Annotated in this window: 8 protein-coding genes; 2 read left to right on the top strand and 6 right to left on the bottom strand. The window is 70.6% G+C overall.

Annotated elements, in window-relative coordinates; all coding sequences use genetic code 11:
• Positions 1-10 precede the first annotated feature (10 nt).
• From ACMYLB_RS03490 to ACMYLB_RS03465, 6 genes are all read right to left on the bottom strand, one after another.
• Entirely contained in the window at positions 11-1,519 is a 1,509-nt protein-coding gene (locus tag ACMYLB_RS03490) for an MFS transporter (protein WP_415909591.1), read from the bottom strand.
• A 22-nt stretch (positions 1,520-1,541) separates the two neighbouring features.
• Positions 1,542-2,111: an HAD-IA family hydrolase gene (locus ACMYLB_RS03485; protein WP_415909590.1), complete on the bottom strand. Its 570-nt coding sequence runs from the start codon at positions 2,109-2,111 to the stop codon at positions 1,542-1,544.
• 425 nt (positions 2,112-2,536) lie between these two features.
• Positions 2,537-6,316: a TonB-dependent receptor plug domain-containing protein gene (locus ACMYLB_RS03480; RefSeq protein ID WP_415909589.1), complete on the bottom strand. Its 3,780-nt coding sequence runs from the start codon at positions 6,314-6,316 to the stop codon at positions 2,537-2,539.
• Positions 6,317-6,449: 133 nt separating this feature from the next.
• The gene (locus ACMYLB_RS03475; RefSeq protein WP_415909588.1) at positions 6,450-8,849 is read right to left on the bottom strand and encodes a glycosyl hydrolase family 95 catalytic domain-containing protein; all 2,400 of its coding nucleotides are present in this window, start codon (positions 8,847-8,849) and stop codon (positions 6,450-6,452) included.
• 138 nt (positions 8,850-8,987) lie between these two features.
• Positions 8,988-10,076, bottom strand: coding sequence for an acyl-CoA dehydrogenase family protein (locus ACMYLB_RS03470; RefSeq protein ID WP_415909587.1), 1,089 nt, complete (start codon positions 10,074-10,076; stop codon positions 8,988-8,990).
• Positions 9,983-10,888 carry an acyl-CoA dehydrogenase family protein gene (locus ACMYLB_RS03465; protein WP_415909586.1) on the bottom strand — a complete coding sequence of 302 codons (906 nt, stop codon included), beginning with the start codon at positions 10,886-10,888 and terminating at the stop codon, positions 9,983-9,985. The genes ACMYLB_RS03470 and ACMYLB_RS03465 overlap by 94 nt, the downstream gene beginning before the upstream one ends.
• 244 nt (positions 10,889-11,132) lie before the next feature.
• On the opposite strand from ACMYLB_RS03465, the gene ACMYLB_RS03460 reads away from it, so the two are divergent.
• Positions 11,133-12,011 (top strand): DUF2911 domain-containing protein, encoded by an 879-nt coding sequence (locus ACMYLB_RS03460; RefSeq protein ID WP_415909585.1) that lies wholly within the window; start codon positions 11,133-11,135, stop codon positions 12,009-12,011.
• 265 nt (positions 12,012-12,276) lie between these two features.
• A complete protein-coding gene (locus ACMYLB_RS03455; protein WP_415909584.1) occupies positions 12,277-14,679 on the top strand; it encodes a PIG-L family deacetylase in 2,403 nt (800 codons plus the stop codon).
• Positions 14,680-14,730: the final 51 nt, after the last annotated feature.

Raw genomic sequence — 14,730 nt, 5'->3', positions numbered from 1 at the left:
TCATCAAAGGCTAGGGCGCGGGCGCGCGCGGCTCGTCGCGCACGCGCAGCATCAGGCCTGCGGCGGCGAGCATCGACAGGCCGCCGAGCAGGAGCGCGTTGACCGCGTGCCCGTGGAAGACGGTCCGCACGAGCAGGCCGAGCACCGCGGCGGCGAGGATCTGCGGGATGACGATGAAGAAATTGAACATGCCCATGTAGACGCCCATCTTCCGGTAGGGCACGACGCTGCTGAGAATGGCGTAGGGCAGCGTGAGCAGGCTGGCCCAGCCGATGCCGAGGCCGACCATCGAGGCGACCAGCCACCGCGGATCGCCGACGAAATACATCGAGCCGAGCCCGAGCCCGCCGACGACGAGGCAGGCGGCGTGCGTGCGCACGCGGCTGAGGCGCCGCGCCAGCGGCGGCAGCGCGAAAGCCGCGAGCGCGGCCACGCCGTTGTAGACGGCCATGAGCACGCCGACCCAGTTGGCGCCGGCGTTGTAGGCGGCGCTCTTCGGGTCCGCGCTGCCGAAGTGGTGCTCGGTGACCGCGGCGGTCGCGTAGATGAAGAAGGCGAAGAGCGCGAACCAGGTGGCCATCTGCGCCAGCGCCAGCTGGCGCATCGAGCGCGGCATGTTGTTCACGTCGTAGACCAGCTCGACGAGGCCGCGCTTCCGGCCGGCGCCGTAGCGCCAGGCGGTGACGACCTGCAGCAGCCCGTAGAACATCGCGCCACCGGAGAGGATGTAGAGTCCCTTGTCCCAGCGCAGCCCCGCGATCACCGCGGTGAGGACCGCGCCGGCCAGCGCGATTGCGCCGCCGAGGCGGTAGTAGCGCGCAGGATCGAGCACCACGGTGTCCGGCACAGCGTCCGCCGCCGGCTCCGTCTCGCCGTGGAAGGCGCGCTGCTGCTCGGGCGAATACTCCTTCACCCGGAGCACGGTCCAGAGCACGGCGGCGAGGTAGACGCCGCCGCCGAGGCCGAACGACCACTTCACCGAGGCCGGCACCTGTCCTTCCGGCGCGGTGTTGGCGACGTGGAAGACGTTCGTGAGCAGGTAGGGCAGCAGCGAGCCGATGACGGAGCTCGCGCCGATGAAAAACGTCTGCACGGCGAAGCCGGTCGTGCGCTGGTCGTCGGGCAGCATGTCGCCGACGAAGGCGCGCATCGGCTCCATCGTGATGTTGATGGCGGCGTCCATGATCCAGAGCATGCCGGCGGCGAACCAGAGCGCGGGCGAGTTGGGCATCACGAGCAGCGCGGCCGAGGCGCAAAGCGCGCCGACGAGGAAGTAGGGCTTGCGGCGGCCGAGGCGGTTCCAGGTCTTGTCGCTCATATAGCCGACGACCGGCTGCACGAGCAGGCCGGTGACCGGGCCGGCGATCCAGAGGATCGGGATCTCGTCCACCTTGGCGCCGAGCGTCTCGAAGATGCGGCTGACATTCGCGTTCTGGAGCGCGAAGCCGAACTGGATGCCGACGTAGCCGAAGCTCATGTTCCAGAGCTGCCAGAAATTCAGCCGGGGCTTGGGGGTCATGGGGGAAGACATGGCGCGAGGCTCACACCGAATCGCGCTTGAGGCGAACCCGCTCGTCGATCGCCGCGAGGTTGACCTCGGCCAGGTCGCGCACGACGAGGTCGGCGCCGGCGGCGCGCAGCTCCGGGGCGTTGCCCTCGCGGGCGACGCCGATCACGAGGGCGAAGCCGCCCGCGGCCCCAGCGCGCACGCCGGCGACGGCGTCCTCGACCACGACGGCCCGGGCGCACGGCACGCGGAGGTTGGCGCAGGCGGCGACGAAGATGTCGGGCTGCGGCTTACCCCTGAGCCCGAGCCGCTCGGAGACGACGCCGTCGACCACGGTGGCGAAGAGCGGCGCGGTCTGGGTCTGGGCGAGGATGAGCGCGGCGTTGCGGCTGGAGGTGGCGAGGCCGATCCTGATGCCCGCCGCGCGCAGATCGTGGATGAGGACGAGCGTGGAGCCGTAGACTTTCGCGCCGTTCGCCGCGACGATCCGGTTGAACCGCTCGTTCTTCCGGTTGCCGAGGCCGCAGATCGTCTCGCACGCCGGCGCATCGTCGGGCGCACCCGCCGGCAGCGCGATGTGGCGGGAAGCCAGGAAGGCCTCCACGCCCTGGTAGCGCGGCCGTCCGTCGACATAGGCGCGGTAATCGCGCTCGGGGAAAATTCCTCGAACCCGCCGCCGAGCCGCCGGGCACGGGTGCGGAGGTAGTCGTCGAACATCTCCTTCCAGGCCAGGGCGTGCACCGCGACGGTGTCGGTGACGACGCCGTCCATGTCGAAGATGACAGCGTCGAACGACCGGGCCGGCGGCGCGCCGGCGGCGGCGGGCGCGGCCGGGGAACGGACGGACTGGGAGGACGGATTCACGAAACGGAAGGAGGTGGCGGGACGCGCAGGCCGCCCCGGAAGTCGCCCGAGGAAACACGCCGCCCGGCACAGGCCAACGGACGCGGCCTGCAAGCGTTGCGGAGCGGCCCACCCGGGTCGTAAACGCGCGCGGCGCACCCACGCGCCGCGCGCCCTTCCCCGGGATCAGAAGGTGAACGTGTTGGTGAGGGTGAAGGTCCGCGTCGGGGCGATGCGGTAGGCGGCCACGGAGCCGTCCGGCTGGTAGGTGATCGGGATCAGCTCCTTGCCGGAGAAGGCGTCCTTCACGTTGAGCTGGACGTGCCAGTGCAGGTTCTTGGCGAGCCTCCGGTTGTAGCCGACCCAGAGGTCGACGTTGGTCTCGCTCGGCGTCTTGAACGGATTGTCGAGATCATACTCGACGGTCGTCGGGTCGTTCGGATTGCCGGTCGGGCGGAAGCCGGCGGTCGCGGCGCTCTGGTAGCGCACGCCGCCGCCGAAGTGGACGCCCTTGAGCGGACCGCTCTCGAGCTCGTAATTGCTGATCAGGTTGACGCGCCACTCGCGGAGCTCGGGCACGGTGGTGCCTTCGACCAGCTGGGCGAGACGCCATTCGCTGCCGGGCGCGCCGACGAGGCCTTCGCCGTCGAACCAGTTCTTGCCGGCGGTGACGACGTCCTCGGTGCCCCAGTAGTGGTGGAGCTTGGAGACGCCGTCCGGGACCTTCAGCGCCGCGGCAACGAGGGCCATGAACTCGCGCATGTTGGCGTTGCCGATGTTGGTGCGGCGGGCGTCGGTCTTGCTGGCGTTGAGCATGACGCGCCAGTTGGGCTTCGGCTGCGCGGCGAGCTCGATTTCCCAGCCCTTGGAGACGTTGTCCTCGGTGATGGCGAAGCCGGTCGGCACGCTGTAGGTGACTTCGTGCGTCGACGGGCCGAAGTCGCCGAAGGTGTCGATGCGCCACGCCTTCCAGAAGCGCGGGTCGACGGCGCGCTGGAAGATGCGGGTGTTGTCCAGGATCTTCTTTTCGAGGGCGGGCGACACGATCCACGCGCCGTCGGCGGAGAGGATCTCGCCGGGCTGGAGCGGGCGGTTGGCGAAGAAATGGAAGTTGTAGCGCATGGGCTCCCAGACGCCGGTGTTGCCGTTGAAGATGTCGCTGTCGCTGCCGGTCTGGCCGGGCGCGGTGGCGTCGTAGCCCCACGGGCGGATGTTGTATTGGAAGACGTTCGCGTAGTTCTGCGTCAGCTGCATCCAGTTGCCGATGGAGGCGGCGTTGATCTGCGTGCTGGTGGCGTTGAAGTTGCTCGTCTCGTAGCGGTTCACGCGGAGGGAGTAGCGGCCGTCCTTCGTCTCGAAGCGGACGCCGTAATCGACGGTCTTGCCGGCGGGCGCAGCGAGCGCCTCGCCGTAGATGTCCACGCGGCTGGCGTCGGGTTTGAAGTTCGTCGAGCGGTTGTAGTAGAGGCTGACGTTCACCGGCAGGCGCTCGAGCGCCCGACGCAGGAACGGCAGCTCGGTGACGTGGGCGACGAGGCTGTAGGACTTCGAGTCCACCTCGGCGCGCTGGCCGATGGCCGGAAGCTTGTAGTAGTCCGGGCTGAGGTTGACCGCGCCGCGGTCCGCCGTGACCGGGAAATCGTTCGGCGACATGTCGAAGGCCCAGGACTTGGCGATGTCCTTGCGCCAGCCGATCGTGCTGACGAGGGAGTCGTCGAGCCACTTGCCTTGCCAGACGAGGACCTTGGATTCGGTGATCGCCTTGTCGAGCGAGGCGCGCGTGGTGAGGCGGTCGCGGTTGGCGGCGGAGGCGTCCGCATCGACGAAGTTGAGCTGCGTCGTCGTCCAGCCGACGTAGTTCGCCGGGTTCTCGGCCTGGGTGGAGTTGCGGGCGGGATCGCCGGGCAGGTAGAAGCCGTTCTGCCACGGATCGCCCGGGTTGACGCTGGAATTCCAGGTGGAGTTGAAATAGCGCAGCGCGCCGTTGGCGATGGTGGTGTTGCCGCCGACCGAGGGCAGGTTGGCGCCGGAGAGCGAGCGGCCGAGGAGCGAGTCGCCGAGGTAGATGACCTGCACGGGCGTCAGCGCGCCGTTGAAGCGCTGGTCCTGACGGCCGGCCAGCGTGTAGATGGAATTGTCGAAGATGCCGTAGCGTTGCCAGGTGCGGGCGTCGCTCTCGACCTTGTCGCGGCCGAGCAGGCCCGTGAGCGTGTGGACGCCGAGGATGCGCCGCCAGAGGGTGTGGTCCTTCTCCTTGAAGTCGTGCTGCGCGAACGCGGTGGCGCGGAACGCCTCGCGCTCGTTGAGCAGCGAGCGGTTGCCCCAGGCGTTGTTGGACGAGACGAAGGCGCGGCCGACGTTCGGATTTTTCGTGCCGTTGGAGTAGGGCTCGCCGTTGGCGGCCAAGCCGGTGTCGGGCGAGCCGTCGCCGTAGACCGCCATCGGGTCGATCTGCAGGCGGACTTCGCCGGGCAACAGGGCCTTCTGGCCGTTTTCGTAGCGCTCCTTCGAGAAGTCCAGCGAGACGCCGGCGCGGTTGTGGAAATAGGTCTGCGTCAGGCTGACGTTGCCGACGTTGAAGTCCTGCCACTCGCGCTTCGTATCGCCGTCGATGAGCTGGTCGTAGAAGTTGAAGACGGAGGAGTCGGTGAGCAGGGCGTTTTTCCACAAACCGGCTTTGGAATACGGGGCGTTGGCGTTGATGGCCCACTGCGCGGTGCCGTTGAGCGAGACCCAGCCGTTGTCGGGCATGGCGGCGATGCCGCCGTCGATGCTGCCGTCGGCGCCGCGGCCGCCGGCCACGAACGCGCCGATGATGTCCGTCACCATCATGGTCTGGCCGCTGCCGTTCATGAAGACGGTCGGGCCGCCGCGACCGGACGGGAAGGCGAAGGTGCCGAGCCAGGGCTGGTAGGCGGGATTGGCGGCGCCGGTGGACGCGAGGTTGACGCGGAACTGGCCGTGGTTGGGGCGATTCGAGAGGTGGTCGAAGGCCTGGAACTGGTTGTAAGTCGCCTGATGCAGCGCGGTGAACCAGGGCGTGATGGCGTCGGCGGGCGGCAGCATGCGCGGGTTGTTGCTGTCGATGTTGCCGGTCTCGAAGCTGGCCTTGATCGAGGTGAGCGTGCCGTCGCGGTTGAGCGCCTTCGGCTCATAGCGCAGGGCGGCGTAGACGCGGCGGTCCTCGGAGAACGCGGGCTCCTGGCGGAACTTGTCCTTCTCGGCCAGCAGCGAGAGGCGCAGCGACAGCTCCTTCGGGACGAGCACGCGGTTGATGTCGAGCGTGCCGCGCGTGGTGCCGTAGTTGTCGACGCTCGCCTCGAACGAGCCGAAGTTGCGGAACTGCGCCGTCTTCAGGCCGGTGTTGATGATGCCGGCGGGGCTGCCCTGGCCGAAGAGGATGGAATTGGCGCCGCGCTGCATGTCCACGCGCTCGACGTTGTAGGAATTCCACGGGATGTCGGAGCGGAAGAAGTCGCGGGTGTTGTCCGCGGCGGCGAGGCCGCGCACGCGCGTGTTGTCGTTCGGGCGGAGCGTGTCCTCGTTGAGCTGGGCCGCGTCGCCGACGCCGGCGAAGTTGCCGCGCGGGCCGCCGACCTCGGTGCCGGTGGTGTATTGCAGCAGCGACTTGTTGTCGGTCGCGCCGACGTCCTGGAGGAATTCCTTGGTGACGACCGTCACCGCGCTGCCGATGTCGCGCAACTCGGTGTTGAGGCGGTTGCCGGCGAGCGAGGTGGCGGCGGAGTAGCCCTCCTGGCCGTCGCTGGCCTTGACCTCGAACGGGGAGAGCTGGACGACTTCCTCCTCGGCCTTGGGTTTTTCAGGCACGGGAGGCACGGTCTGCGCGAAGGCGCTCGGCACGGACGCGAGCACCGCCGCGGCGAGCACCGTGCGCAACGGGCGCGACGGCGATCTGTCGGCCCGGGACCGGGAAGGCTGCGGAATGATCGAGGGAATCGATTTCATGGGGGATGGGTAACAGCGAAACTCGGCTTGGCTTGGGTTGAGGTTTTAGCCGGTTGTCGCCGTGATACCGCTTCGTGCCGACATCGCTATGCCGGCCGCCTGCAAACGTTGCGGCGCGCCGTGCCGCGCACCGCTATTTCCCGTCCCACCCGAAGCTGCCGCCCGCGGGGAGCGTCACGTCGCGCGTCGCCTCGCCGTAACGCAGGCGCGTGGTGCCGCCGGCGGCGGAGCGGAGCGTCGCGTGCGCAAGCCGGCCGTCGCGCCACGCCAGGTCGACCTCGAAGCCGCCGCGCGCCCGCAGGCCCGTCACCTGCCCGGTCGGCCACGCCCGCGGCAAGGCGGGCAGCAGCTCGATCTCGAAGGCGGTCGGCGCGCCGTCCGCGGCGATCGCCGCGCGCGCGAGGGGCTCGTGCGATTGCAGCAGCATCTCGGCGATCGCGGCCGTGCCGCCGAAATTGCCGTCGATCTGGAAAGGCGGGTGCGCGTCGAAGAGGTTCGGGTAGGTGCGCTCGGGCGCGAGCAGGAGGCGGAGGATGGCGTGCGTGCGCTCCGCATCGTGCAGCCGCGCCCAGAGGTTGAGCCGCCAGGCGATCGCCCAGCCGGTCGAGCGGTCGCCGCGGAGCTCGAGCGTCCTCTGCACCGCCGCCGCCAGCTCCGGCGTGCCGCGCCGCGTGATCTGGTTACTCGGGTAAAACGCGTAGAGGTGCGACACGTGGCGGTGGTGCCGGTCGGGCGCATCGCCATCCCAGTCCTCGAGCCACTCCTGGAGCTGGCCGTCCTTGCCGATCTGGAACGGCGGCAGGCGGTCGCGCGCGGCGCGCACCTGCGCCGCGAAGGCGGCGTCGGTGCCGAGAATCCGCGCGGACGCGAGGCAGGCGTTGAAGAGGTCGCGCAGGATCGCGTTGTCCATCGTCGGCCCCATCGCGCTCGACACGCCGCGGTGGTGGGCGTTCTCGGGCGACAGCGACGGGCTCGTCACCCGCCAGCGGTGCGTCGGCTCCTCGACCAGCGTGGCGAGGAAGAACTGCGCCGCGCCCTTCAGCAGCGGGTAGGCGCGGGCGAGGGCGGCGCGGTCGCCGGTGAACAGGTAGTGTTCCCACAGGTGCGTGGCCAGCCACGCGCCGCCGGTCGGCCACATGCCGTAGAACGCGCCGTCGATCGGGCCCGCCGCGCGCCAGAGGTCGGTGTTGTGGTGCGCCACCCAGCCGTTCGCGACGCCGTAGTGCTCGCGCGCGAACCGCGCGCCGGTCTGCGCGAGGTCGCCGACGAGCCCGGCCAGCGGCTCGGTGCACTCGGGGAGGTTCACGATCTCCGCCGGCCAGTAATTCATCTCGGTGTTGATGTTGATCGTGTATTTGCTGCCCCACGGCGGCGTGAGGCTGTCGTTCCAGATGCCCTGCAGGTTCGCCGGCTGCGTGCCGGGGCGCGACGAGCTGATCAGGAGATAACGGCCGTAATGGAAATACAGCGCGGCGAGCGACGGGTCCTCCTCGTCGGGCGAGCGGCGCACGCGCTCGTCGGTCGGGAGCTTTTCCGCCGCGGCGTTGCGGCCGAGGTCGAGGGTGACGCGGCGGAAGAGCGCGCGGTGCGCCGCCTCGTGGCGCTCACACAGGGCGGCAAAACTCGCGTCCGCGATCGCGGCCAGCGTGCGGCGGTTGGCCGCGACCGGATCGCCGCCGACGTCGTCGAAGCGCCGGTAGCTCGTCGCCGCCGCCAGCACGAGCGTGACGCTCGTCGCGCCGCTGACGTGCAGCTGCGCGCCGTCGGCGGACACCTCGCCGCCCTCGGTGCGCACGCGCAGGCGCGCCTCGAATTTCAGCGCGCCGGGCACGCCGTTGGCCTCGCCGTTGACGCCGGCGAGGACGAGGGTGTCGTCGCCCTCGGTGCGGGCCGTCGCGCGCTGCGGCGACTGGAACGCGAGGGTGAGGTTCAGCTTCGCCGGGCGGTCGGCGCGCTCGAGTTCGCGCGCGGTGAGCTGGACGACGATCGCCTGGTCGGGCGCGCTGGCGAACACCTCGCGGGTGTAGCGCACGCTGCCGATCCGGAATTCCGTGCGCGCGACGGCGCGGTCGAGGTCGAGTTCGCGGCGGTAATCCCTCGCCGCGTCGCCGCCGGCCATCGTGATCAGCAGGTCGCCCACGGTCTGGTAGGGCATCTGCCGGATCGGCCGGGACATGAATTTCTCCTGCACGAGCTTCTGCGCCGCCTCGTTCTGCCCGGCCGCGAGCAGCCGGCGGATCTCGGGCAGCGCAGCCGGCGCGTCGGGGTTGGCCGGGTTGTAGGGCCCGCCCGCCCAGAGCGTGTCCTCGTTCAGCTGGAGGCGCTCCTGCTCGATGCCGCCGAAGACCATCGCGCCGAGCCGGCCGTTGCCGACCGGCAGCGCCTCGACCCACTGCTGCGCCGGCTGGCGATACCAGAGCGTCCACGCCGGCTCGGCCGCGCCGGCCGACGCGGCGCCGAGGGCGCCCAGCAGCAGGGAGAAGATCCACGCGCGGCGCGGGGCGCCGGCGGCCGGGGAAACGGGACGATTCATCGACATGGGAGCGGAATGACGGGGCAAGGCGATCGCGGCCGGCCGCCGCGGCCGACCCGGACGCATTCAACGGACACCGGGCGCCGTCACGACGTTTTTCTCGCCGCGGCGGGGTTTAAGACCCACCGCGCGGGCGGCTCAGAGGATGCCGCGCTCGATCCAGGCGTGCTCGCCGGCGACCACCTGCTGCGTGAGGGCGTAGCCGTGGGCGTCGGCGTTGTGCGCAATGCCGTCGAAGTTCTGGCGGATGCGCAGGCGGGCCTGGGCGGCGAAATCGTCCACGACGGTGCAGAGTTTCGCGGCGTCCTCGCCCTCGCCGAGCAGCTTCTGCGCGTAGGCGCAGGCGGCGGCGATGGCGAAGAGGTCGGCGCTGATGTCGGCGAAGCGCGCGAGCAGCACCTGCTGCTTCTCGAGCCGGGGGCCGAACTTCACCATCTGGTGGAAGAGCGTGCGCGCGAGGCGGCGGGAGAGCCCGGCCACGGCGCCGAAGTGCGCCGCGAGGCGCGGGTGCATGTCCGCCGGCGCGCCGCCGCCGAGCGGCAGCCACTGGCGCGGATACCACCAGGCGTAGAAGCCGGCGGCCCGGGCGGCGCTGGCCAGCCGCTCGCGCCACGGGCGCTCGGAGTTCAGGGCGATGCCGGCGACCTTGAGGTGCGGATCGAGCGCCTCGCGCATGATGAAGAGGCGGAGGATTTCCGAGGAGCCCTCGAAGATCGTCGTCACGCGGGCGTCGCGCATCATGCGCTCGACCGGGTAGGGCTGCTCGCCGCGCGCGCGGAGCGACTCGACGGTCTCGTAGCCGCGGCCGCCGCGGATCTGCATGAGGTCGTCGAGGCAGGCCCAGGCCTTTTCCGTGCCCCAGAGCTTGCAGAGGGCGGCCTCGAGGCGGATGTCGGCGTGCTTGTCGCGGTCGACGATGCGCGAGGTGGCGAGGAGCATGGCCTCCATCGCGAAGGTGTGCGCGGCGATGCGGCGGACTTTCTCCGCCACGGCGGCGTGCTGGCCGATGGGCACGCCCCACTGGATGCGGGTGCCGGACCATTCGCGCGCGATGCGGAGCGCGCGCTTGGCCACGCCGAGGCTCGAGGCGGGGATGGAGAGGCGGCCGGCGTTGAGGGTGGTGAGCGCGACCTTCAGCCCGCGGCCCTCGCCGCCGACGATGTGGGCGCGCGGCACGCGGACGTTCGTGAAGCGCAGCACGCCGTTGTAGATGGCGCGGTGGCCCATGAACTGGCTGCGGTGGACGATCTCGACGCCGGGGAGTTCGCCTCGACGACGAAGGTGGTGATCTGCGTGCGCGGCCGGCCGTCGACGAGCTTGGGCGGCGTCTGCGCCGCGACGATGAGCAGGCCGGCGCGGGTGCCGTTGGAGCACCAGAGTTTCTCGCCGTTGAGCAGGAAAGCCTGGCCGTCGTCCGTCGGCGTCGCGGTGGTCTTCATCCGCGCGGGATCGGAGCCGACCCCGCCCTCGGTGAGGGCGAAGGCCGAGATCTCGCCCGCGGCGACGCGGGGGAGGAACTTCTGCTTCTGTTCCTCGGTGCCGAAGAGCATCAGGGGCTGCGGCACGCCGACCGACTGGTGGATCGAGAGGTGCGCGAAGGTGTTCACGCAGTGGCTGGCGATGAGCTGGCAGGCGCGGCAGTAGGTCGTCTGGGAGAAGCCGAGCCCGCCGTAGCGCTGCGGCACCTTGATGCCGTAGGCGCCGAGCTGCGCCAGGCCGCCCATCACCGCGTCGGGGATCTCGCCGGTGCGGTCGATCGCCTCGGGGTCGACGTGCGCGCGCAAGAAGGCCGCGAGGTCCGCCAGGAACCGGTCGGCCCGGGCCTTCTCGTCCGCGTCGACCTCCGTCACCGGGTGGAGTTTCTCCGGCGACCAGCGGCCCATGAAGAGCTGCGCGACGAAGCTCAGGTCGTCGTGCGCCTCGCGGGCGGCCTCGGTCACCTGGAGCGCGGCGCGCTGACCTTCGTTCATCTTCGACATGTCGATGACGGACTTGGTCTCTTCGGTTTTCGGGGGAGAAGTCGGGGGGACGGCGGACATGGGGCAGCAGCCGCGCGTCGCGCGGCCGGGTCGGGGGGTTCGTTTGGGTCCAACTACGTCCCGAAAAATCCCCCGGTCAACCGGCCGCCGCCGCCGCTCGCCGGGTAAAACTTGGCCGAGGGCCGGTGTGAGCGTTCTTAATTGCGGGAATACCCGCGCCTCCGCCGGCCTCTTCCTGCGGGCGGGCGCTTGTTCTTTTCGCGCCGATGCCTAGCGTGCCCGTCCGGACCCTTTTCCTCACCCCATGAAATCCAAACTGATCCCGCTCCTCGCCGTCGGCCTCGCGCTCGCCGGCACCGCCCTGGCCCAGACTCCGGCCGCCCCGAAGCTCGTGCTGCCCCAAGCCAGCCCGCCCGCCACGCTCAAGCAGCAGGTCGGCATCACCGACATCGAGGTGACCTACAACCGCCCCGGCGTGAAGGGCCGCAAGATCTTCGGCGGTCTCGTCCCCTACGGCGAGATCTGGCGCACCGGCGCCAACAGCGCGACCAAGATCACCTTCAGCACCGACGTGAAGATCGGCGGCGCCGCCGTCCCCGCCGGCACCTACGAGCTCTTCTCCATCCCCGGCGAACAGGAGTGGACCGTCATCATCCACAAGAACATGTCGCAATGGGGCTCCTACGCCTACGACCCGAAGAACGACGTCGCCCGCGTCACCGCCCGGGTCAGCAAGCTCCCCTCGCTCGTCGAGACCTTCTGGATCGGTATCAACGACGTCCGCGACACCTCCGCCACGCTCAACCTGAACTGGGAATACACCCGCGTCAGCGTCCCGCTCACCGTCGACACGGTCGGCATGCTCGCGCCCAAGATCGAGGCCGCGATCAAGGAGCAGGCCAAGCCCAACGCCATGCTGCTCTTCTCGTCCGCCATGTTCTATTACGAGAACGACCACGACCTCCCGAAGGCCCTCGAGTGGATCAACGCCGCGATCGCCGCCCGCCCCGACCAGATGTGGATGATCTACCGCAAGGGTCTCATTCTCGAAAAAATGGGTGACAAGGCCGCGGCCCGCGCCGCCGCCGAGGAATCGCTCGCCCTCGCCGAGAAGGAGAAGCCGGGCGAGCTGCGCGAGGAATACGTCCGCCTGAACCAGGCGCTGCTCGCGCGCGTCAAGTAACCCGCTCGCCCCGCGCCGCGTCGAACGACGCGGCGCCTTTCCGGTCGGGGCCGCTGCCCTCCCCGGTCCCTCACGCGAGGACGCTTGAGGGCAGTCGCCCCTCCCCCACCCGCCCGTCCGCTCCCGCCCTGATGCTCGCCCGCCGCCTCCCGCTCGCCGTCCTCAGCCTCAGCCTCGCCCTCCGCGCGCTCGCCGATCCGGCGCCCGCGCCGCTGCCTCCCACCGCCATCGCGCCGGAGCTCCGCTCCTCCGCACCGTCGGCACGGTGCTGCACATCGGCGCGCACCCGGACGACGAGAACACCGAGCTCATCACCTACCTCGCCCGCGGCCGCGGCCTGCGCACCGGCTACCTCTCCCTCACCCGCGGCGACGGCGGCCAGAACGAGCTCGGCCGCGATTTCGACGAGAAACTCGGCGTCCTGCGCACGCACGAGCTCCTCGCCGCCCGCCGGCTCGACACCGGCCGGCAGTTCTTCACCCGCGCGATCGACTTCGGCTTCTCCAAGACGCCGGAGGAGACGCTCGCCTTCTGGGACAAGGAGCAGGTCCTCGGCGACGTCGTGCGCGTCATCCGCCAGTTCCGCCCCGACGTCATCGTCACGCGCTTCCCCGTGCCGCCCGGCAGCGGCGGCCACGGCCACCACACCGCCTCCGCCATGCTGGCGGTCGAGGCGTTCAAGCTCGCCGGCGACCCCAAGGCCTACCCCGAGCAGCTCGCGCAGGGCCTGACGCCCTGGCAGCCGAAACGGGTTCTCTGGAACGTGTTTCGCTTCGGCGGCGGCGCCAACGCCCCGCTCCCGCTCGACGGCCCGACCTTCAACCAGGACATCGCCGGCACCGACGCGACCACCGGCCAGGAATTCGGCCAGATCGCCGCGCTCAGCCGCTCGCAGCACAAGACGCAGGGCCTCGGCGGCTTCGCCCTCCGCCCGCGCACCGGCCCCAACGGCCAGACCTTCCTCCTCCTCGCCGGCACGCCGGCCAAAAGCGACCTGCTCGACGGCGTCGACACCACCTGGAAGCGCTACCCGGGCGGCGCCGCGATCGACGCCGCGCTCGAGCGGATCATCGCCGACTTCAAGGCCGACGCCCCCGGCGCCAGCGCGCCCGCCCTGCTCGACCTGCGCCGGCAACTCGCCGCGCTGCCGACCGACCCCGTCGTCGCCGACAAGCGCGCGCAGCTCGACCGCATCCTCACCTCCTGCCTCGGCATCACGGTCGAGACGACCGTCGACCGCCCCGAGATCACCCCGGGCGAAGCCGTCACAATCAACTGCCGCGTCGTCTTTCCGCAAAGCTGGCAGCCGCGCGCCCCCGGCATCGAGATCAAGCACCTCGACACCCGCGCCAGCGGCGGCGACTTCGTGCGTGCGCGCGGTCCCGTCGGCATCCTCAGCGGCCTCCTCGTCGTCGCCGACCAGCTGACCGGCACGCTGCCGCTCGGCACGCCGCCGACGCAGCCCTACTGGCTCCGCGAACCGGGCGCCGCCGGGCTCGCCCGCGTCTCCGACCCGCGCCTCATCGGCCGGCCGGACAACCCGCCCGCCGTCTCCGTCAGCTACGTCCTGCAAATCGCCGACCAGGAGCTCACGATCACCGACGAGCCGGTCTGCGTCACCCGCGACGAGCAGGGCGAGCATCGCCGTCGCCTCGATGTCGTGCCGCCCGTCACGCTCGCGCTCAATGCCGAGACGCTCTACCTCGCGCCGGGCGCGGCCAAGGAAGTGACCGTCACGCTCTCCGCCGTCCGCCCCGGCGCCGGCACGCTGCGCCTGCAGGCGCCCGCGGGCTGGACCGTCGCCCCCGCCGCGCAACCGTTCGCGTTCGAGCGGACGGACGAGAAGCTCACCCGCACGTTCACCCTCACCGCCCCGGCGGGCGGCGGCACCGGCGCGCTCCTCGCCGTGGCCGAGCTCGGCGGGCGTTCCTACTCGCACCAGCGCATCGAGCTCCGTTACGCGCACCTGCCGCTGCTGCTGCTCCAGCCGCCGGCCAGCGCGCGCCTCGTCAGCTTCGACCTGGCGGTCCGCGGCCGGCACATCGGCTACCTGCCCGGCGCCGGCGACTCCGTGGCCGAGTGCCTCGAACAGATGGGCTGCACCGTCCGCCGCCTCACCGGCTCCGACCTCACGCCGGAAAAGCTCGCCGGCCTCGACGCCGTCGTGATCGGCGTCCGCGCCTTCAACGAGCGCGTCGACCTGAAGGACCACCTCGCCGGACTCTTCGCCTGGGTCGAGCAGGGCGGCACCGTCGTCGCGCAATACAACCGGCCCAACGGCCTCGCCGCTCCCACCCTCGCCCCCTACGCCCTCTCGATCGACGGCCCGGCCCCGCAACTCCGCGTCACCGACGAGCGCGCCGCCGTCACCGCCCTCGCCAAGCATCCCGCGCTCACCTCGCCCAACCTGATCGGCCCCGCCGACTGGGCCGGCTGGGTGCAGGAACGCGGCGCCTATTTCCCCTCGAAGTGGGACGAAGCGCACTTCACGCCCCTGCTCGCCATGAGCGATCCGGGCGAGGCGCCGCTCAAGAGCAGCCTGCTCGTGGCGCGCCATGGCAAGGGCTACTACGTCTACACCGGCCTCGCCTTCTTCCGCCAGCTCCCCGCCGGCGTCCCCGGCGCCTGGCGCCTGTTCGCCAATCTCGTGTCCCTGAAAGGCGAATAAACCCGATGCCGCGCGCGCACGTTTCATTTGGCCACGGATTACACGGATTTT

This window comes from Oleiharenicola sp. Vm1, assembly GCF_047777955.1.
Lineage (GTDB): Bacteria > Verrucomicrobiota > Verrucomicrobiia > Opitutales > Opitutaceae > Didemnitutus.
Note: the sequence above shows the minus strand (reverse complement) of the source record. Positions and strands in the feature narration are given on the sequence as shown.